The 19,883-nt window shown below is 66.2% G+C and carries 21 protein-coding genes; 11 read left to right on the forward strand and 10 right to left on the reverse strand.

Annotation, left to right across the window (positions count from 1 at the left end):
• Positions 1-45: 45 nt before the first annotated feature.
• The 7 genes from KBZ14_RS12310 to KBZ14_RS12340 form a co-directional block, all read right to left on the reverse strand.
• Positions 46-933, reverse strand: coding sequence for a transglutaminase family protein (locus KBZ14_RS12310; RefSeq protein ID WP_255118631.1), 888 nt, complete (start codon positions 931-933; stop codon positions 46-48).
• On the reverse strand, positions 918-1,937 hold the full coding sequence (locus KBZ14_RS12315; protein WP_255118632.1) for an alpha-E domain-containing protein: 1,020 nt from the start codon (positions 1,935-1,937) through the stop codon (positions 918-920). Before KBZ14_RS12315 ends, KBZ14_RS12310 begins: the two co-directional genes overlap by 16 nt.
• Entirely contained in the window at positions 1,931-3,379 is a 1,449-nt protein-coding gene (locus tag KBZ14_RS12320) for a circularly permuted type 2 ATP-grasp protein (protein ID WP_255118634.1), read from the reverse strand. The genes KBZ14_RS12315 and KBZ14_RS12320 overlap by 7 nt, the downstream gene beginning before the upstream one ends.
• A 78-nt stretch (positions 3,380-3,457) precedes the next feature.
• Positions 3,458-5,170: an urease subunit alpha gene (gene ureC / locus KBZ14_RS12325; protein ID WP_255118635.1), complete on the reverse strand. Its 1,713-nt coding sequence runs from the start codon at positions 5,168-5,170 to the stop codon at positions 3,458-3,460.
• Between the two features lie 44 nt (positions 5,171-5,214).
• Positions 5,215-5,532, reverse strand: a complete 318-nt coding sequence (locus KBZ14_RS12330) for an urease subunit beta (protein WP_255118636.1) — start codon at positions 5,530-5,532, stop codon at positions 5,215-5,217.
• A gap of 16 nt (positions 5,533-5,548) precedes the next feature.
• The gene (locus KBZ14_RS12335) at positions 5,549-5,851 is read right to left on the reverse strand and encodes an urease subunit gamma (RefSeq protein ID WP_255118637.1); all 303 of its coding nucleotides are present in this window, start codon (positions 5,849-5,851) and stop codon (positions 5,549-5,551) included.
• Positions 5,852-5,887: 36 nt separating this feature from the next.
• Positions 5,888-6,841, reverse strand: coding sequence for an urease accessory protein UreD (locus KBZ14_RS12340; protein ID WP_255118638.1), 954 nt, complete (start codon positions 6,839-6,841; stop codon positions 5,888-5,890).
• 83 nt (positions 6,842-6,924) lie between these two features.
• Between KBZ14_RS12340 and ureE the strand changes: the two genes are divergently transcribed.
• The 11 genes from ureE to urtE all read left to right on the forward strand — a co-directional run bounded on the left by ureE (position 6,925) and on the right by urtE (position 16,902).
• On the forward strand, positions 6,925-7,428 hold the full coding sequence (ureE, locus tag KBZ14_RS12345; protein WP_255118639.1) for an urease accessory protein UreE: 504 nt from the start codon (positions 6,925-6,927) through the stop codon (positions 7,426-7,428).
• Positions 7,428-8,135: an urease accessory protein UreF gene (locus KBZ14_RS12350; protein WP_255118640.1), complete on the forward strand. Its 708-nt coding sequence runs from the start codon at positions 7,428-7,430 to the stop codon at positions 8,133-8,135. Before ureE ends, KBZ14_RS12350 begins: the two co-directional genes overlap by 1 nt.
• Positions 8,136-8,189: 54 nt before the next feature.
• Positions 8,190-9,074 carry an ABC transporter permease gene (locus KBZ14_RS12355; protein WP_255118641.1) on the forward strand — a complete coding sequence of 295 codons (885 nt, stop codon included), beginning with the start codon at positions 8,190-8,192 and terminating at the stop codon, positions 9,072-9,074.
• Positions 9,071-9,874, forward strand: coding sequence for an ABC transporter ATP-binding protein (locus tag KBZ14_RS12360; protein ID WP_255118642.1), 804 nt, complete (start codon positions 9,071-9,073; stop codon positions 9,872-9,874). Before KBZ14_RS12355 ends, KBZ14_RS12360 begins: the two co-directional genes overlap by 4 nt.
• Positions 9,871-10,884, forward strand: a complete 1,014-nt coding sequence (locus KBZ14_RS12365; RefSeq protein ID WP_255118643.1) for an ABC transporter substrate-binding protein — start codon at positions 9,871-9,873, stop codon at positions 10,882-10,884. Before KBZ14_RS12360 ends, KBZ14_RS12365 begins: the two co-directional genes overlap by 4 nt.
• A 5-nt stretch (positions 10,885-10,889) precedes the next feature.
• The gene (ureG, locus tag KBZ14_RS12370) at positions 10,890-11,495 is read left to right on the forward strand and encodes an urease accessory protein UreG (RefSeq protein WP_255118645.1); all 606 of its coding nucleotides are present in this window, start codon (positions 10,890-10,892) and stop codon (positions 11,493-11,495) included.
• A gap of 184 nt (positions 11,496-11,679) precedes the next feature.
• Positions 11,680-12,972, forward strand: coding sequence for an urea ABC transporter substrate-binding protein (gene urtA, locus KBZ14_RS12375; RefSeq protein WP_399210830.1), 1,293 nt, complete (start codon positions 11,680-11,682; stop codon positions 12,970-12,972).
• A 134-nt stretch (positions 12,973-13,106) separates the two neighbouring features.
• Positions 13,107-14,264 carry an urea ABC transporter permease subunit UrtB gene (gene urtB, locus KBZ14_RS12380; RefSeq protein WP_255118646.1) on the forward strand — a complete coding sequence of 386 codons (1,158 nt, stop codon included), beginning with the start codon at positions 13,107-13,109 and terminating at the stop codon, positions 14,262-14,264.
• 3 nt (positions 14,265-14,267) lie between these two features.
• The gene (urtC, locus tag KBZ14_RS12385; RefSeq protein ID WP_255118648.1) at positions 14,268-15,425 is read left to right on the forward strand and encodes an urea ABC transporter permease subunit UrtC; all 1,158 of its coding nucleotides are present in this window, start codon (positions 14,268-14,270) and stop codon (positions 15,423-15,425) included.
• Positions 15,422-16,192: an urea ABC transporter ATP-binding protein UrtD gene (gene urtD / locus KBZ14_RS12390; RefSeq protein ID WP_255118649.1), complete on the forward strand. Its 771-nt coding sequence runs from the start codon at positions 15,422-15,424 to the stop codon at positions 16,190-16,192. Before urtC ends, urtD begins: the two co-directional genes overlap by 4 nt.
• Complete coding sequence (gene urtE / locus KBZ14_RS12395) at positions 16,189-16,902, forward strand: urea ABC transporter ATP-binding subunit UrtE (protein WP_255118650.1); 714 nt, start codon at positions 16,189-16,191, stop codon at positions 16,900-16,902. The genes urtD and urtE overlap by 4 nt, the downstream gene beginning before the upstream one ends.
• 57 nt (positions 16,903-16,959) lie before the next feature.
• On the opposite strand, the gene KBZ14_RS12400 is transcribed toward urtE, so the two are convergent.
• The 3 genes from KBZ14_RS12400 to queC are packed head-to-tail and all read right to left on the reverse strand — an operon-like array spanning position 16,960 to position 19,844.
• Positions 16,960-17,787 (reverse strand): aminotransferase class IV, encoded by an 828-nt coding sequence (locus KBZ14_RS12400; RefSeq protein WP_255118651.1) that lies wholly within the window; start codon positions 17,785-17,787, stop codon positions 16,960-16,962.
• 57 nt (positions 17,788-17,844) lie between these two features.
• Positions 17,845-19,164 (reverse strand): anthranilate synthase component I family protein, encoded by a 1,320-nt coding sequence (locus KBZ14_RS12405; protein WP_255118652.1) that lies wholly within the window; start codon positions 19,162-19,164, stop codon positions 17,845-17,847.
• The gene (queC, locus tag KBZ14_RS12410) at positions 19,161-19,844 is read right to left on the reverse strand and encodes a 7-cyano-7-deazaguanine synthase QueC (RefSeq protein ID WP_255118674.1); all 684 of its coding nucleotides are present in this window, start codon (positions 19,842-19,844) and stop codon (positions 19,161-19,163) included. Before queC ends, KBZ14_RS12405 begins: the two co-directional genes overlap by 4 nt.
• Positions 19,845-19,883 lie beyond the last annotated feature (39 nt).

Here is a 19,883-nt window from a genome sequence, read left to right on the forward strand (position 1 = left end):
CTTCAGCTGCACCCATTGCTACAGGTTTGGATTTGGCCCCGGACTTCAGCTGCCCGCCATCACCACCTGGCTCACCGGATTGAGAATTTCGGCGCTGATCTCCCACTCCAGGGTGCTTTTCACCCCCGGCGGTCCGGAGAAGCTGCCGCTGATGGCGGCGGTGAGGTCGGACTTGGATGAGGTGGCCACGGGGATGTAGCGGTCGTCCACGGCCCCCTGGCCGCTGGGATCAAAGCCTCGCCAGCCGGCTCCCTGCAGGTACACCTCGGCCCAGGCGTGCAGGTCATAGCGCTCCGGTTTCGGCTCCACCAGGTGGTAGCCGCTCACGAAGCGAGCCGGAAGGCCCATGCTGCGACAACACTCGATCATCAACATCGCCAGGTCGCGGCAGGAGCCCACCCGTTCCTTGAGGGTGCGTCCGGCCGGCCAGGCCGGGCCCACGTGGCGCTGGGTGTATTTCACCCGGTCTTGGATCATCTCCACAAGCTGTTGCAGGAAGGTGAGGCTGCGCTGGTCGCTGCCCATCAAGGCCTCCTGGGCCAGATCCATGGCGGCAGCGTCGTGCTGGCCGTTGGGCAACCAGCCCTGCAGGTTGCTGAGCAGATCGGGATTGAGTTTGCCGATGGTTACGGGCAGCCGGGCCATGTCCTGATCCAGGCAGGCCTCGATCAGTGGTGGGTTGTAGGTCTCCACCTCGGAGCTGGCCACCACGGTCAGGTGGTCGCTTTCACCGAGAAAGCGGGCCCGGGTGATCGTGTCGCCGCCGGCGGCCAGCAGGTCGTAGAGCTGGCTGGGGTCCGGACTCACCTGCAGCCCGTAGGTGATCAGCCGCTGGAAGCCGTGGGGCCGCGGCCGCAGGCAGAAGCGATGGGATCCGAGCAGCACCGGCTCGCTGTAGCGGTAGTCGAACCGGTGGATCAGGCGGGCGCGCATGCCAGGTCGGTGCTTGAGGCGGAGGAGGTTTGGCTGTTGGGCTCGGCACCGCTGGCGAGGGCCGTGGGCATCACGAAGTAGCGATCGTGAATCAACCCATGCAGGGTATTCAGATCCCCCTGCAGGCCGTCGATGGCTTCATGCAGTCCGCCGGCCACCAGTTCATCGATGCGGGTGTAGCTCCAGCGAGCCAGCATCAGCCCACTGAGGCATTCCAGGTCGTCTGGGGGGCCAGGGAGGGCCCGGCCATGCACCACCTGCAGGGTCTCGTTGATGCGCTCCAAGCAGTAGCGCACCGAGCGGGGAAACACCGGATCTAGCAGTAGGAAGGAGGCCACCGCCTTGGGGGCGATGATCTGTTGCTGCGACTGGCGAAACATCTGATAAGCGCCGGCACTGCGCAGCAACGAGATCCACTGCAGTTCATCGAGCACGCCGCCCACTTCTTCGGTGCTGGGCAGCAGCAGGAAGTACTTCACATCGAGGATGCGCGTGGTCTTGTCGGCCCGCTCGATCAGCCGACCGAGGCGGCTGAACTGCCAGGAGAGGTCGCGGCTGAGGGTGGCGTCGGTGACGCCATAGAACAGCTGGCAACCACGGCGGATGTCGCGCAGTTGCTCTTGGGGGGGCTGGTCCCAGAAGCTGTCGCTTTCCAGCAGGGTCCAGTAAAGGCTGTTGATCTGCTCCCACATCTCCGTGGTGATCACATCGCGGATCTGGCGCGCGTTCTCCCTGGCCCAGGCGATGCAGTTCACAATGCTGCTGGGGTTGTCTTCCGCCCGCACCAGGAACTCCACCACCTGGATGGGGCCGCCATCCGGGTAGAGGGAATCGAACAGTTCGCGATCGCCGCTGGCATCGATCAGGGGCAGCCAGGGCTCGGCACTGCCGGGAGGGCAGTCGAGGGCCATGGCTTCACTCACCTCCACGAAGCGGGAGATGTTCTCCGCCCGCTCCACATACCTGTTGATCCAGTAGAGCGAATCGGCAACGCGGCTCAGCATGCGGGCACCTCCTGTTCGTCCACAATCCAGGTGTCCTTGCAGCCACCACCCTGGGAGGAGTTCACCACTAGGGAGCCCCGCTGCAGCGCCACACGTGTAAGTCCTCCGGGACTCACCCAGGCCCCCTTGCCCCGCAACACATAGGGCCGCAGATCCACGTGGCAGGGATAGAGCTCCCCATCGCTGAGCGATGGCACGGTGGAGAGTTCCAGGGTGGGCTGGGCGATGAAATTGCGAGGATTGGCCTTGATCTTCTCGGCAAATTCGAGGATCTCGCTCTGGCTGGCGTGGGGGCCGATCAACATGCCGTAGCCACCCGCTTCCGACACCGCCTTCACCACCAGTTCACTCAGGTGAGCCAGCACGTAGGCCTGCTCGTCGGGCCGTGAGCAGAGATAGGTGGGAACGTTCTCGATGATCGGTTCTTCGCCGAGGTAGTAACGCACCATCTCTGGCAGGTAGGCATAAATGAGCTTGTCATCGGCCACACCTGTGCCAGGTGCATTGGCGATGGCAACCCGGCCGGCTGCATACACCTCCATCAGCCCGCGAACTCCGAGCATGGAATCCCTGCGGAACACGGCGGGGTCCAGGAAGTCGTCGTCGATACGGCGGTAGATCACATCCACGGGCTCCAGCCCCGCTGTGCTGCGCATCCACACGCGGCCGTCCTGGCAGGCGAGGTCGCGACCCTCCACCAGCTGAATGCCCATCTGCTGGGCCAGGTAGCTGTGTTCGAAGTAGGCGCTGTTGAACACGCCGGGCGTGAGCAGCACCACCTTGGGGCTGTCGGTCCAGGGGGCCAGGTCCCGCAGGGTCTGCAGCAGATGGGATGGATAGTCGTCGATCGGTTGCACCGTGCGCCCGGCGAACAGGCTGGGGAACATGCGCTTCATCACGCGGCGGTTCTCCAGGAAGTAGGCCACGCCCGAAGGACAGCGCAGGTTGTCCTCCAGCACCCGCCAGGTGCCCGCGCCGTCGCGGATCAGGTCGAGGCCGGAGATGTGGCACCAGCGGCCCAGGGGTGGGGTGAACCCCATCAGTTGGGGGCGCCAGCCCTGGGAGGTTTCCAGGTCTTCGCGGGGAATGATGCCGTCTTTGAGGATGCGCTGCTCGCCGTACACGTCGGCGAGGAAGTGATCAATCGCCTCGAGGCGCTGGATCAGACCGCTCTCCAGGTTTTGCCACTCACCGGTGCGAATCAGCCGCGGTAAGGGGTCAAAGGGCAGGATGCGTTCGCCGCCCTTTTTGCCGGAATTGTTGAGGCGAAAAGTGGCGCCTAGGCGCTTCAGCAGCATGCCCGAAGCCGCATGGCTGCGGTTCAGCTCATCCAGGCCTAGGGCCCCCAGGGAGGAGAGCAGGGGTCGTAGCGCGGCCCGGGGTTCATCGCTGGAGCTGAAATACTCGTCGTAGCCCTTATTGGGCCTGTAGTCCGTGAACATGACTGGGCTGCGGTGGCGTGATCATGCAGAGCTACAGGGCACCTCTGCGTCACCATTGCTACGGAAGCCGTTGGTGGATCAGAGCAGGAAGTAGCGCTGGGCCATGGGCAGCACCTCGGCCGGTTCGCAGGTGAGCAGTTCGCCGTCGGCGAACACCTCGTAGGTCTGGGGGTCTACCTCCACTTTGGGCAGGGCGGTGTTGTTCTTCATCGCCGCCTTGCTGATGCCACCGCGGGTGTTCTGCACCGGCACACACAGCCGCTCTAGCCCGAGCCTGCGGGGCACGTCGTCCTCCAGGGCTGCCTGACTCACGAACGTGAGGCAGCTGGGCGCCAGGGCTTTGCCGAAGGCCGCAAACATCGGCCTGCCATGCACGGGGCCTGGGGTCGGGATCGAGGCGTTGGCATCACCCATCTGAGCCCAGACGATCGAGCCGCCCTTGATCACCAGCTCTGGTTTCACGCCGAAGAACCCCGGCTTCCAGAGCACCAGATCCGCCAGCTTGCCTACTTCCACCGATCCCACCTGATGGTCGATGCCGTGCACGATCGCCGGGTTGATCGTCACCTTGGCGATGTAGCGCTTGAGGCGGGTGTTGTCGTTGCGATCTGAGTCGCCCGCGAGGGCGCCCCTTTGCACCTTCATCTTGTGGGCGGTCTGGAAGGTGCGTGTGATCACCTCGCCCACCCGGCCCATGGCTTGGGAATCGCTGGCGATCAGCGAGAAGGCGCCGATGTCGTGGAGGATGTCCTCGGCGGCGATGGTTTCGCGCCGGATGCGCGATTCGGCAAAGGCCACGTCTTCCGGGATGCGCGGATCGAGGTGGTGGCACACCATCAGCATGTCGAGGTGCTCCTCGAGGGTGTTGCGCGTGTAGGGCCGGGTGGGGTTGGTGCTGCTGGGCAGCACGTTGGCCTCGCCGCAGATGCGGATGATGTCCGGTGCGTGGCCCCCGCCGGCCCCCTCGGTGTGGAAGGTGTGGATGGTGCGGCCACCGATGGCGCGGATCGTGTCTTCCACGAAGCCGGCTTCGTTGAGGGTGTCGGAGTGGATCGCGACCTGGATGTCGAAGCGATCCGCCACGGAGAGGCAGCAGTCGATCGCGGCTGGGGTGGTGCCCCAGTCCTCGTGGAGCTTGAGGGTGATGGCACCGGCGCGGATCTGTTCCTCGAGCCCTTCAGGTGTGCTGGCGTTGCCTTTGCCGAAGAAGCCCAGGTTCACCGGGAGGCCCTCGGCGGCCTGCAGCATGCGGGCCATGTGGAAGGCGCCGGGGGTGCAGGTGGTGGCATTGGAGCCCGTGGCGGGGCCGGTGCCTCCGCCGAGCATCGTGGTGATTCCGCTGGCCAGGGCGGTCTCCACCTGCTGCGGACAGATGAAGTGAATGTGCGTGTCGATGCCGCCGGCGGTGAGGATATGGCCCTCGCCGGCGATGGCCTCGGTCCCCGGACCTATCACGATGTCGACACCGACCTGGGTGTCGGGGTTGCCCGCCTTGCCGATGGCACAGATGCGGCCATCGCGGATGCCGATGTCGGCCTTCACGATGCCCCACCAATCCAGGATCAGGGCGTTGGTGATCACCGTGTCCACGGCGCCATCAGCGCGGGTGGTCTGGGCCTGGCCCATGCCATCGCGGATCACCTTGCCGCCGCCGAACTTCACCTCATCGCCGTAACTGGTGAAATCGCGTTCCACCTCCAGGATCAGCTCCGTGTCGGCCAGCCGCAGCCGATCGCCGGTGGTGGGGCCGTAGGTCTCGGCGTAAGCGCGGCGGGAGATGCGGTAGGGCATGGGGCGGCGGGGTGTGCAGGTGCGGGGGGCTGGCTGCTGGACGTTCAGTCGAGCGGGCCGTTGATCAGGCCGTTGAAGCCGAACACGCGGCGGTCGCCGGCAAAGGGCACCAGCTGCACCTCGCGGCTGTCGCCGGGCTCGAAGCGGATCGCTGTGCCGGCGGGGATGTCGAGCCGCAGGCCACGGGCCGCCTCACGCTCAAACGCAAGGGCGCCGTTGGCCTCAAAAAAGTGGAAGTGGGAGCCCACTTGCACGGGCCGGTCGCCTGTGTTGGCCACCAGCAGGGTGGTGACGGGCCGGCCCGCGTTGAGCTCCAGCTCACCGGGTTCGGGCATCAGTTCACCGGGGATCAGAGGGGCCATGGCTTGGGTGTGGGGGTCAGCGGATCGGGTCGTGCAGGGTCACGAGCTTGGTGCCATCGGTGAACACCGCCTCGATCTGCACCTCCTGCACCAGCTCCGGCACCCCTTCCATCACTTGGGTGCGGTTGAGCCAGGTGGTGCCTTCGCTCATCAGCTCCGCCACGGTTTTGCCATCGCGGGCGCCTTCGATCACTAGGAAGCTCAGCCAGGCCACCGCCTCGGGGTGGTTGAGCTTGATGCCGCGGTTGAGCCGCCGCTCCGCTAGCAGGGCGGCGGTGACGATCAACAGCTTGTCCTTTTCCTGAGGAGTCAGATGCATGTCATGACTGTGGCAGGGCCCAGGGGTGCAGCCAGTTCACTGTGAACCGGCAGGGGTCGATGGCACAGCCATGGGTTGGCTGTCCTGCTGCTGCAGGGGTTGCTCCTGGAAGGGCCACACCCGCGGCAGCTCCGGTGGGGGCAGGTGCCGCAGTCGACGGGTGTGGTGCCAGATCCGCGTGAACCAGTAGCGAGCCGCCTGGCTGGAAGGCCCCCGGTAGCGGGCCACCAGGCCCTGCTCGAGGGGGCCGCAGGCCATCTCCCCTTCCAAGCCGCTGCGCTCGGCGCGGCAGGCATCCAGGAGTGCCTCCAGCACCGGCCGATCCAGGGGCTGTGGCGCTGCCCACACCAGGGAGCCAAACACCGGTTGCCCGGCCAAGCCGTGGCGGCAGGCCAGTGCCTCACCGCCCAGCTCGAGCCGGTCCACCAGCTCCCAGCGGGGGCCCCCGGCGCCGTGGCGGCGGATCTCCAGCTGCGAGCGCCAGCGGCCCGCTGCGAGCTGTTCGCCGGCGGCGGTGCGGCCCAGGCGCACCACCTCAGCCCCCAGGAAGCTCGCCTCAGCCGCCAGCTCCACCCGGGCCCGCTGCTCATACAGGCCGCCGGCATAGAGCACCAGCTCCTGGGGGAGCCACTCCAGGTCGGCGCCGGCAGCCAGTTGGAAGTGGAGTGTTTGCCGCGCCCAGTGTCCGTCCGGCCTGCGGTGCAAGCGGCCCACGGAGCCATAGGCCTTCTGGGCCGCCACGCTGGTGAGCAGGGCCTGGCTGCCGGCGCCGAGATCGGCGCGCACCAGGAGTTGATCGCCTCCCACCAGCCCGCCGGCGGTGTGCAGCAGGGGCAATTCCGTGTGGCCACTGGGTTGCTGGAAGGCCCGCTGCAATTTCAGGGGTGAGCTGGCGCCGCCTTGGTGGACGGTGCGGCCGTTGCTGCGGCTGAAGTGCAGCCAGGCCTCCCCCCGCCAGGCGCTGCTGCTCGGTGTGTCGTGTGGGGCCATGGGCGCATGCTCCGCTCCCCTGGGGCCGCTTCTCGTAGCCATAGGCACACTTCTAGGGCCCCTGGCCCGCGATGGTGCCGTTCATGACTGTTGAGCCTGGCTCCCTCTCGTCAATCGTCCTGGTGGAACGGCTGGCCCCAGGAGCCTTGCCGCCGGTGGATTGCCTGCGTTTGCCCCTCAGTGCCGATCAGCGCACTAGTAGCCGCGGCCATCGCCGCAGTGCCTGTGGCTGCGATCTGGTGCTGCAGCTACCCCGGGGCGCAGCCCTGGAGCCCGGGGAGGTGTTGCTGAGCCACGACGCCAGCGTGGCCGTGCGGGTGGAGGCGGCCCCGGAGGCCTTGCTCCGGGTGCGCAGTCCGGATCGTTTGGCCCTGCTGCAGGCCGCCTATCACCTGGGCAATCGCCATGTAGCCATGGAGCTCCACGCCGACCAGCTGTTGTTGCTCCAAGACAGCGTGCTGGAAGACCTGCTGCGCCAACGGGGCCTCAGCGTGGAGCGGTTGCAGGCCCCCTTCCAGCCTGAGGCCGGCGCCTATGCGGGACCACCTGCCGGCCATGGCCAGCCTCACCACCACCACAGCCACTGATGTCCGTGATGTCCGGTGTTGGCTCTGGGGCGGCGGCAGCGCGCCTGCGCCTGTTTCAACTGGTGAGCCCGGCCCTGCCGGTGGGGGCCTTCAGCTATTCCGAGGGGCTGGAGGTGCTGGTGCAGGCGGGTCGCCTTACCGATGCCGCCGGCCTGCACCAGTGGCTCACGGCGGAACTGCAGCGGGGGGCCATTGGGGTGGAAACGGCCTCGCTGGTGCCCCTGGTTGCGCTGCTTGCCCGTTGCTGTGATGGGGAGGCCCAGGCCATCGCCGCGGTGCTCGATCTCGATGGCTGGTTGTGTGCCCAGCGGGAAGCGGCGGAGGTGCGAGCCCAGCAGCGGCAGATGGGGCGATCGCTCATCCAGCTGCTGGGGGATCTGGGTTGGCCGTTGCCGGCGGCGTGCTCGGCTCTCAGCTGGCCGGCGGCCTTTGCCTGGGCGGCCCACTGCCTGGAGCTGCCATCCCCCGCTATCGAGGAGGCTTACCTCTACAGCTGGGTCGCCAATCAGATCAGCGCCGCGGTGCGGCTGGTGCCGTTGGGCCCCACCGAGGGCCAGCGGCTGCAGTTGCAGTTGGCTCCCTTGCTGGCGGAGCGGGCGGCGCTGCTGGCGGGGTGTGACCCCCAGGAGCTGTGGAGTGGGGGCGTTGGCGCCGGCCTGGCGCAGTTGCAGCACGCGGAGCTTTACACCCGTTTGTTCCGCAGCTGACGATTGTTCCAGCCTGGCCTGATTCGGGCATGAAAACCGCGGCACAATGCGGCCATGCTTTCCATCTGGATCGGTGCCTGCGACCAAGGCCTGGCCTATGCCGGCCTTGCCCTGGGCGTGTACCTCACCCTGCGGGTTCTCAACTTCGCCGACATCACCGTGGACGGCTCCTTTGCCCTGGGCGGTGGCAGTGCGGCGCTGCTCCTGAGCGACCACGTGGCCCCGCCACTGGCGCTGCTGGTTCCCATGGCGCTGGGGGCCCTGGCCGGGGCCGTCACCGGCCTCATCCACACCCGGCTCGGGGTGAACGACCTCTTCGCCGGCATCCTCACCACCACCGGCCTCTACTCGATCACCCTGCGGCTGATGGGCCGCTCCAACATTCCCCTCACCGATCTGCGGTTGACGATCGACAGCTGGCCCGACCTGGGGCTGGCTAGTGATGGCCGCTGGCTGCTGGCGCTGCTCCTGGTGGTGGCTGGCCTGATCGGCTTGCTCACCCTGTTGCTGGCCACCGACCTGGGCCTTGCCCTGCGGGCCCTGGGCAACAACCCGGTGATGGCCCGCTCCAATGGGGTGAGCACGCGCCGCGGTCTCACCCTCGGCATCGCCGCCGCCAATGCTCTGGTGGCCTTGGCCGGTGCCTTGGTGGCCACTTACCAGGGCTTTGCCGATGTGACCATGGGTCTTGGCTCGCTGATCCTCGGCCTGGGGGCCGTGATCGTGGGGGAATCGGTGCTGCGTCCTCGCAGCGTGCCGATGGCGCTGCTAGCGGTGGTCCTGGGCTCGGTGCTGTTCCGGGCCATGATCGCCCTGGCTCTACAGCTGGGCATGGACCCTGTAGACCTCAAGCTGGCCACGGCCCTGCTGCTCCTCGCCGCCTTGGGGCTGGGCCGGCTACGCATCCCCGGGCTCTCCGATGCGGGAGGCCGCTCGTGAGCCTGCAGGTTCAACGGTTGCGCTGGGGCCATGCCCAGCCTGGGGGTGGCTGGCGCCAGCTCTTTGACAATTTTGAATTCAGCTGTCCCACCGGTCAGTTTGTTGTCGTGATCGGCAGCAACGGCTCCGGTAAGTCGACATTGCTCAACCTCGTGGCGGGCACCCTGCAGGCCGATACCGGCTCCGTGCAGCTCGAGGGGCGTGAGTTGGTGGGGATGCCTGATCATCGCCGCGCCCGCCGGATCGGGCGGGTGATGCAGAACCCCCTGGATGGCACCGCTCCGGGGCTCACGATTGCTGAAAACCTTCGCCTGGCCGAGTGCCGCCGCCGCTCGCTGTTGTCCCTGCGGGGGCTGGCCGGACTCCATCCCAGTCGCTCGGATCGGCGTCGTTATGCCGAGCTGTTGGAGGAGCTGGGTCTGCCCCTGGCCGATCGGGTGGACACCCCTGTGGGGCAGCTCTCCGGCGGCCAGCGCCAGACCATCAGCCTGGTGATGGCCACCCTCGGCCAACCGCGGTTGCTGCTGCTGGATGAGCACACGGCAGCCCTCGATCCGCGGGCGGAAGCCACGGTGATGGAGCTCACCGATCGCTTGGTGGCCCGGCTGGGAACCACCACCTTGATGGTGACCCACAGCCTCGAGCAGGCCCTTCGCCACGGCGATCGGCTGGTGATGCTTCAGGCCGGTCAGTTGATCGGCGATTGGAACGCGGAGGAGCGGCAACAGTTCACCCCAGCCACGTTGCGGGCCCTCTACGGTTCCGTCACAGTTGGCACCCACAGTTCCGAGTCCCCATGACCCTTGGGCGGCGTGAGTTCATCGCTTTGATGACAGCTGGCGGGGGTAGCTCTCTCGTTTTGGCGGCCTGCGGCAAGCTCGGTGGCCGGACGGAGCGCAAGGGGCCATTGATCGGCCTCCTCCAGATGGTGGATGCACCCCCACCGAATCTCACCCGTGAGGGTTTTGAGGCGGCCCTCGCCGATGCGGGCTACCGCGACGGCAGCACCGTCACCTTCATGCAGAAGGATGCCGCGGGTGAGTTGCCCAACACCACCCTGGTGATGAAGCAGTTCCTCGGCGACCAGGTGGACATGGTGCTGGCGGTGGGCACGCCGCCGCTGCAGGCCGCCATGAAGGTGTTGCCCGAGTCGGTGCCGGTGATCTTCTGCTACTGCTCCAATCCCTGGGGTGCCGGTGCTGGTACCCCGCCCGGGGGCGTGGGTCAACACCGCCCCAACGTGGTGGGAACAATCGGCACCAACCCCGTGGGCCGCGAGCTCGACCTGGCCCGGCAGGTGAATCCCGCCTTGAAGACGGTGGGCCTCATCTACAACCCTGGCGAGCCCAACTCCGAATACGAGGCCGGCATTCTCCAGAAGGAAGCGGATCAGCGCGGCATCCAGCTCGAAAAGCAGGCGGTGGCCAATTCCGGTGAGGTGTTGCAGGCCGCTCAGGCCCTGGCACAACAGAAGGTGGAGGCCTTCGTGAAGATCGGTGATTACGCCACCATTCAGGCCTTCAACTCCATCTGCAAGGTGGGGCTCGAGAACAAGATTCCGGTGTACTCCGTGGATCCGCCCGATATTGAGCTGGCCGGTTGCCTGGGGGTGATCGGATGGAACTATCGCGATGATGGCTATGCCGCGGGCAAGTTGGCCGTGCGGGTGCTCAAGGGTGAGTCGCCGGCGACTATGCCCTTCGAGCCCCTCACCAAGACCGATCTGCTGGTGAGCCAGGCCACCGCCAAGGCCATCGGGGTGACGCTGCCCCAGGACCTGCTCAAGCAGGCCAACAAGGTGGTGAGCTGAACGGGATGGGCGGCAGTCGTCTGCGCGTTGGTGTGGCCGGCCCGGTGGGCTCCGGCAAGACCGCCCTGGTGGAGGCTCTCTGCCGCCGCCTGCGGCAGCGGCTGCAGCTGGCGGTGGTGACCAACGACATCTACACCCAGGAGGATGCCCAGTTCCTCACCCGCGCCGGTGCCCTGGAGCCGGAGCGCATTCGCGGTGTGGAAACCGGTGGGTGCCCCCATACGGCCATCCGCGAGGACTGCTCGATCAACCGGGCGGCAGTGGAGGACCTGGAGCAGGCCTTCCCCGGACTCGACCTGGTGCTGGTGGAGAGCGGCGGCGACAACCTGGCGGCCAGCTTCAGCCCGGAGCTGGTGGATCTCTGCATCTATGTGATTGATGTGGCCGCCGGTGACAAGATTCCCCGTAAGGGCGGGCCTGGTATCACCCGTTCCGACCTGCTGGTGATCAACAAGATCGACCTGGCTCCGATGGTGGGCGCCAGCCTGGAGGTGATGCAGGGGGATACCGAGCGCATGCGCCCCGGACGCCCCTGGTGCTTCACCAACCTGCACACGGGCGAGGGACTGGATGCCGTGGAGGCCTTTTTGCTGCAACAGCTGCCGACCTAGTTGGCATTCGGTAGCGGCGCGCACAGCGGGCGAGGTCGAATCGGATTCGCAAGATTTTTTGGGGAGGCGCCTTTTTCTTGGGTTCCTCAAACTGTTCGTTTCGCTACCAAGTGGCGCCTGGGTGGCTCGATACGGTCCGGCTTACCGCTGTTCGGCGGGTGCTCATTTCGTGCTTTTAGAACCCATGACGTCTCCCTCGATGCGGAAGACCTCGCTGCGGCTGCTGGGCGGGGCTACCGCTCTGGCTACCTCCCTGTCCCTCGTTGCCTGTGGCGGCGGCGACAAGGCATCAGGAGATTTTGATGGCGAAGTGAAGGTGGGCATCCTTCACTCCCGCTCCGGCACCATGGCCATCTCCGAGAACACGGTGGCCGAAGCCGAGCTGATGGCCATCGATGAGATCAACGCCAAAGGTGGCGTGAAAATCGACGGCAAGAAGCTGAAGATTGTTCCCGTTGAGGAAGACGGTGCTTCCGATTGGCCCACCTTTGCTGAAAAGGCCAAGAAACTGATCGATCAGGATCAGGTGGCTGTGGTGTTCGGCGGTTGGACCTCCGCCAGCCGCAAGGCCATGCTGCCCGTGTTCGAAGCCAAGGATCACTTCCTCTTCTACCCGATTCAATACGAAGGGCAGGAGTGCTCCAAGAACATCTTCTACAGCGGTGCTGCCCCCAATCAGCAGGCTGAGCCTGCCGTGGACTGGCTGCTGAAGAACAAGGGCAAGGACTTCTTCCTGGTGGGTTCGGACTACGTGTATCCGCGTACCGCCAACACCATCATGAAGGAGCAGCTCAAGGCTTCTGGTGGCAAGGTGGTGGGTGAGGACTACCTGCCCCTCGGTAACACCGAAGTGGCTCCGATCATCGCCAAGATCAAGCAGGCCCTGCCCAAGGGCGGTGTGATCGTGAACACCCTCAACGGCGATAGCAACGTTGCCTTCTTCAAGCAGATGAAGGCCGCCGGCATCACCCCGGCTAACGGCTACTCGATCATGAGCTTCTCGATCGCCGAAGAGGAGATCGCCGCCATTGGTCCTGAGTACCTCGAGGGCACCTACGCCGCCTGGAACTACTTCCAGAGCCTCGACACCCCGGCTTCCAAGAAGTTCACCGCAGACTTCAAGGCCAAGTACGGCGACAAGCGGGTCACCAATGACCCCGCCGAAGCCGCTTACATGATGGTGTACCTGTGGGCCGCTGCTGCCGAGAAGGCCAACAGCGTGGACGACAACAAGGTGCGCGAGGCCCTGATCGGCGTGAGCTTCGATGCTCCCGAAGGCAAGGTGACCGTGCAGCCCAACCACCACGTTGAGAAGCTCGTGCTGATCGGTGAGGTGCAGAAGGACGGCATGTTCAAGATCCTCGAGAACAAGGGCTTCGTGAAGCCCGTGGCCTGGAACCAGTACGTGCCCGAGACCAAGGGCTACACCTGCGACTGGACCCAGAACCGTCCTGACGCCGGCAAGTACAAGATGTGATCCGGCAGGGGCCGGCATTGGGCCGGCTCCATCTCACACCATTGCAGGATTGCTGGGGGGAGAGAAATCTCCCCTCTTTTTGTTCCTGTTGTTTGATCTTTTTCTTCCTCTTTGCCTGATCCCTGCGGGTCGCGATGGATCTTCTCTACGACACACTGTTCAACGGCCTGGCCATCGGTTCGGTTCTGGTGCTCGCGGCACTGGGGCTGGCTGTGGTGTTTGGTCTGATGGGTGTCATCAACATGGCCCATGGTGAGTTGATGATGCTCGGCGCCTACACCACCTTTGTGGTGCAGAACATTTTCAAGGCTGTGCTGCCGGAAGCTCTGTTCCCGGTGTACATCCTGGTGGCCATTCCCCTGGCCTTCGCCGTGAGTGGCCTCGTGGGCCTGCTGCTCGAGAAAACCGTGATTCGGCGGCTCTATGGCCGCCCCCTGGAAACCCTGCTGGCGACCTGGGGTGTGAGCCTGATCCTGCAGCAGTTTGTGCGCTCGGTCTCCAGTGCTTTCGCCATTGGTCTGGTGCTGGCGGTGGTGAGCGGTTTGCTGGTGCCCCGCCTCACCCCGAAGCCGTGGTGGCAGCAGCGCTGGACGCCGCTGCTGGGCACGGGCAGTTGGATCGTGAGCGGCGTGATCGGCATCGTGGTGGCCTCGCTGTTGGGTGGTCAGCGGGTGTTGGATCAGCCCTGGTTCAGTGCGCGCAACATCGACGTGACGGCCCCGGTGTGGCTGCGGGGATCCATTGATGTGGGTGCGGTGAACATGCCCGCGGCGCGCCTGTTCATCATTGCGCTCACCGTGGTGGCGCTCGTGGCCGTGGGCTGGTTCCTGCAAAAGAGTGTCTGGGGGATGCGCATCCGTGCTGTGACCCAGAACCGGCCCATGAGTGATTGCCTTGGCATTCCCACGGAGAAGGTGGATGCGCTCACCTTCCTGATCGGTTCGGGCCTGGCTGGTGTGGCCGGTGTGGCCGTGACCCTGCTCGGTTCGGTGGGTCCGAACCTGGGGGGGAATTACATCGTGGATTGCTTCATGGTGGTGGTGCTGGGCGGCGTGGGCAAACTCGCCGGTACCGTGCTGGCGGCCCTGGGTATCGGCGTGCTCAGCTACATCGTGGGTTCCGGCTCCCTGTTGCTGGTGTGGCCGGCCATGCCGGCTGGTTTGAATGAACTGATCACCTTCTTCGCCACAACCTCGATGGCGAAGGTGCTGGTGTTCGCTGTGATTGTGGTGTTTCTGCAGATCAGGCCGGCCGGTCTGTTCCCGCAGAAGGGCCGCATGGTGGAGGCCTGAGCCATGGCCGATCTGCTCTCTTCCCGCAACCTGCGGCGCGCCCTGCCCTGGGTGGTGATCGTGGTGGTGGCCCTGGTGCTGCCGGCGGTGTTGCCGCCCTTTCGCCTGAATTTGCTGGGTCGTTTCCTGTCGTTGGGCATCGTGGCCCTCGGCATCGACTTGATCTGGGGCTACACCGGCATGCTCAGCCTCGGCCAGGGCATCTTTTTCGCCCTGGGTGCCTATGCCCTGGGGATGTATCTGCAGCTGAGCTCCCTGGAGCCAGGCCAGTTGCCGGAGTTCTTCTCGCTCTATGGGGTGAAGAGCTTGCCGGCGTTCTGGCAGCCCTTCACATCGCCGCTGTTCACTGGCTTTGCCATCTGGGTGATTCCAGCCCTGGTGGCTGGCGTGCTCGGCTATCTGGTGTTTCGCAACCGCATCAAGGGGGTTTACTTCTCGATCCTCACCCAGGCGGCCCTGCTGGTGTTTTTCAACTTCTTCAACGGCCAGCAGAAGTTGATCAACGGCACCAACGGCCTCAAGACCGATACCGCCCGCCTCTTCGGTGAGCTGGTGGGCAGTGATGCCATGCAGCGTCATCTGTTCTGGCTCACGGTGGTCTTTGTGATCGCGGCTTGGTTCCTCTGTCGTTGGCTCACGCGCGGTCGTTTTGGTGATGCACTGGTGGCCATTCGCGACGACGAGCCGCGGCTGCGCTTCACCGGTTACAACCCCACGGCCTACAAGACGGTGGTGTTCGCCGTTGCCGGTGCTTTGGCCGGCATCAGCGGCGCCCTCTACACCGTGCAGTCCGGCATTGTGTCGCCCCAATACATGGCGGTACCCTTCTCGATCGAGATGGTGATCTGGGTGGCGGTGGGTGGCCGCGGCACCCTGATCGGGGCGGTGCTCGGAGCTGTTGTGATCAACTACGCCAAGTCCCTGGTGAGCGAACAGCTGCCGGAAACCTGGTTGTTCATCCAGGGTGGTCTGTTCCTGCTGGTGGTCACGGCCTTGCCCGATGGCCTGGTGGGTTGGTGGCGCCAGGGTGGCCCCGGGCGTCTGATCGCCATGGTGGGCTGGCCGCCCAAGGCCGCCACCTATCCGTCGCTGGATCTCGATCCCGAGGTGCAGGCGGAGCACAGCGATTTCGACACCACACCCCGCGGTGGTGCCTCATGACGACAGCCCAACCAGCGATGAATCTGCTTGAACTGCGGGGGGTCACCGTCAGCTTTGACGGCTTCCTCGCTCTCAACGACCTCAACCTGCAGCTGGCCCCCGGCGAGCTGCGCGCGGTGATTGGTCCCAATGGCGCCGGCAAGACCACCTTCCTCGATGTGATCACCGGCAAGGTGCGTCCCACCAAGGGCGATGTGCTGTTCCGCGGAGCCTCCCTCGTGGGCCAGAGCGAGCACCGCATCTCGCGGCTCGGCATCGGCCGCAAGTTCCAGACCCCCAGGGTGTACCAGAACCTCACCCCCCGCCGGAATCTGGAGCTGGCGGTGCGTGGTCCCCATGGACCGGCAGCTCTGCTGTTTGGTTCCCTCAGTTCCGATCAACGCGACCGCGTGCAGCACCTGCTCGGGGTGGTGGGTCTGGAGAGCCATGCCAACCAGCTGGCCGGAGGGTTGTCCCACGGCCAGAAGCAGTGGCTCGAGATCGCCATGCTCGTGGCCCAGGATCCTGAACTGCTGCTGGTGGATGAACCGGTGGCGGGTCTCACCGACGAGGAAACGGCCCGCACAGGGGAGTTGTTGTGCCAACTGGCCGGTGATCACACGGTGCTGGTGATCGAACACGACATGGACTTCATTCGCGATTTGCAGTCGCCCGTGACGGTGTTGCATGAGGGCCACGTGCTCTGCGAGGGCTCGATGGATCAGGTGCAGAGCGATCCGCGGGTGATCGAGGTGTATCTCGGCAGCGAAACCCAGGAGGCCGCATGACCAGCAACCTGCTTGAAGTGCGTGGGCTGAACGTCTTTTACGGCGAGAGTCACATCCTGCGCGACGTTGACATGAGCGTGCGGCCTGGCCAGATGGTGTGCCTGATCGGGCGCAATGGCGTGGGTAAGACCACCCTGCTCAAGACCGTGATCGGGTTGTTGCGGCAGCGCACTGGATCGGTGCAGCTGCAGGATCGGGAGTTGTCTGCCATGGCACCGCACCAGCGGGCCCGGGGTGGCATCGGCTATGTGCCCCAGGGGCGGGAGATCATCCCCCAGCTCACGGTGCGCGAGAACCTGATGCTGGGCATGGAGGCCCTGCCCGGTGGCTTGGCCAGGAATCGCCACATCGACCCGGTGGTGTTCGAGCTCTTCCCCATCCTGGAGAAGTTCCTCAATCGCCGGGGCGGCGACCTTTCGGGTGGTCAGCAGCAGCAATTAGCCATTGCTCGGGCCCTCTTGGGCAAGCCCAAGTTGCTGCTCCTGGATGAACCCACGGAGGGCATTCAGCCCTCCGTGGTGCTCGACATTGAGCGGGCGGTGCGCCGCATCATCGAGACCACCGGCATCAGCGTGTTGCTGGTGGAGCAACACCTGCATTTCGTGCGCCAGGCCGACTGGTACTACGCGATGCAGAAGGGTGGCGTGGTGGCCAGTGGCCCCACCGGAGAGCTCAGCAAGGACGTGGTGGATCGTTTCCTCAGCGTTTGAGCAACAGGTGGGGCTCCGGGGTGTCCCCCAGGGACACCCGGGGCTGGCCGGTTTGGTTCAGAGCAGCTGACGCCAGAAGCCGGCGGGGTCCTGGCAGATGTCCAGGGGCCATCCGTCGAGCAGGTGGATGGGCCGGCAGCTCAGGCTGTTGATCAGCAGCCACTGGTCACCGGCTTGGGGCTCAGGCTCGAGCCGCTGTTCACGCGCCAGGCCCAGCTCGAGAGCGCGTTGTCGCATCACCCCCGGCAGGCAACCGCTGGCCAGGGGCGGCGTTAGCCATTGGCCGGCGCGGCGCACCAGCAGGTTGGCGCTGGTGCCGCAACAGAGTTCGCCGCTGGTGCTGAGCAGCAGAGCCTCATCGGCTCCTGCCACGCGGGCCTCCTGCCGTGCCTGAATCGCCTGGCCGTAGGCGAAGGTTTTGCACCCGCTCAGGCCACTGGCGGCGTTCCGGCGTTCATGGCGACTCACCATCGCGGTGAGGGGCGTGAAGCTGGGGGTGTGGGGTGTGAGCACCAGCCAGAACTGGTGCTGCAGCGGCGGTTCCCCCGGGCCGGGCAGGTCGATGCCGCGGCTGGCGCTGCCTGGAGCCGCCTGGCCTCGGCTCCAGTTCAGCCGCAGGGCTCCACTGGAGGCGCGGAGCTGGGCCCGCTGCACGGCTTGCTCGATCAGCGGCAGCAGTTGCTCCTGGGGCGGTGGTGGCGCCATGGCCAGCCGCTGGGCGGCGGCCTGCCAGCGCTGCAGATGCTGCTGGAGCAGGCGGGGCTCGCCCGCCTCCATCAGAATGGTTTCGAACAGGCCATCGGCCAGCTGCAGGCCGCGGTCGGCCAGGGGTAGGGCCAGCGCGTGCGGGGAGCCCCACTGGCCATCGATCCAGGCGATCGCCATCGGGGATCCGGCCCGCGCGTCTGCCCGTTTTATAGGCCAGATCTTTGGTGCCGATGCTCAGCTGAGCGCCTGTAGCAGCGGTTGCAGCTTCCAGCCCAGCTCGTCGGCTTCGCTGGTGGGATCGGAATCGGCCACGATGCCGCAGCCGGCCTGGGCGCGCAGCTGGCGTCCCTGCAGCATCACGCTGCGGATCAGGATGCTGCTGTCGAAGCTGCCGTCCCAGTCCACGCGCAGCAGCGAGCCGCAGTAGGGCCCCCGGGCCACCGGTTCCAGTGCATTGAGGCGCTGGCAGGCCCGCACCTTGGGGGCTCCGGTGATGGAGCCGCCAGGCCAGCAGGCCCGTAGCAGGCTCGCCCAGCTCTGGTCGTCCCGCAGCTGCCCGGTCACCACCGAGGTGAGGTGATGCACCTGGGGGTAGCTCTCCAGGCCCACCAGTTGGGGCACCTGAATCGAGCCGGGTACGCACACCCGGCCGAGATCGTTGCGCAGCAGGTCCACGATCATCACGTTCTCGGCGCGGTCCTTGGCACTGCACACCAGCTCCACGGCCGCATCGGCATCGCTGGCGGGGTTGCTGAACCGGGGCCGGGTGCCCTTGATCGGCCGGGTTTCCACCTGCCCAGCCGCACTCACCTGCAGAAAACGCTCCGGCGAGGCGGAGATCACTGCTTCGCCGGCGGCGTCCCCCGCGGCCATCACCAGCCCGGCAAAGGGGGCGGGGCAGTGGTGGCGCAACCGGCGGAACAGGGCCAGGCCATCGGGAGTGTGGTCCAGCTCGGTGTCACAGCAGGCGGTGAGGTTGGCCTGGAAGAGATCGCCGTCGGCAATCCACTGGCGGATGCGCGCCACCCCCTGGGCGTAGTGCTGGGGGCTGGTGTGCCAGTGCCAGCGATCGAGGGGGATGGCTGGGATGGTTGGGTCGTCCAGGGGCCGCGGCTGGGGGATGCTGCCGGCCACCAGGTTCGCCAGCGCGCGGTTGCGGCCAGAATCCGTGCCCTCCAGCCAGAGCTCCTGGGTTTGCAGGTCGAAGCGCAGCACCGGGTCGTGGCGGGCGAGCCAGAGGCTGGCCATGGCATCCCGTTTCCAGTGTTCGCCAGGCTCCACCCAGGCGCCTGCCTCGTAGCTGAGCCAGCCCATCCAGTGGCCTGGCGGCAGGGTGGCGAGCCGCTGGAAGGGATCCTCGGCTCCCGCTTGGCCGGGGAGGCCGCGGCAGCAGATCTGTTCCACGGGGGCCGCCGCCAGGGTGGTGTGGCGGCCCAGGGCGCTGCCATCCCCATCCAGCCACACCAGCCCAGCAGGCCCGAAATGATTGGCCAGCAGCTCGGCCACAGCGGCCGGCTCCCGCCAGTCCAGCCGTAGGCGCTCGGGTTGGCTCACGCCCCAGAAGGCCTGTGGCCACTGGCCAGGTCGGGGCGGCCCGCCTCGATCAGCGCGGCATCGCGGATGCGGCAGCTGTCGCACAGGCCGCAGGGCTCTTCCCCACCGCTGTAACAGCTCCAGGTGCGGGAAATCGGCACGTCCAGCCGCAGGGCCTCCTGGGCGATCTGGGTTTTGGTCCAATTCACCAGAGGGGCCCACAGCCGGGCCCCCTGGCCCTCACGACCGGCCTTGGTGGCGAGATCCGCCAGGGTTTGAAAGGCCTCGAGGTAGTCGGGGCGGCAATCGGGGTAGCCGGAGTAATCCACGGCATTCACCCCCAGCACCAGCCGCTCGGCACCCCGCGCCTCCGCCAGGCTCAGCCCTAGGGCAATGAACACGGTGTTGCGCCCTGGCACGTAGGTGCTGGGAATCACGCCCTCCTGGACTCCTTCGGTGGGCACGGCGATCGCGGCATCGGTGAGGGCTGATCCGCCCCAGGCGGCCAGGTTCACCGCGATGGTGTGATGCTCCGCCAGGTTCAGGGCGCTGGCCACCGCAGCGGCGGCCAGCAGCTCGCGGCGGTGGCGTTGGCCGTAGTCGAAGGAGAGGCCGATCACCCGGTAGCCCGCCTCCTGGGCCAGGGCGGCAGCGGTGGCGGAGTCCAGGCCACCCGACAGCAGGGCGATGGCGGTGGGCAAGGGGCTGGATGCGGAGGTCGCCAAGACCATGATGCCGAG

This window comes from Synechococcus sp. HJ21-Hayes (assembly GCF_024345835.1).
Lineage (GTDB): Bacteria > Cyanobacteriota > Cyanobacteriia > PCC-6307 > Cyanobiaceae > Vulcanococcus.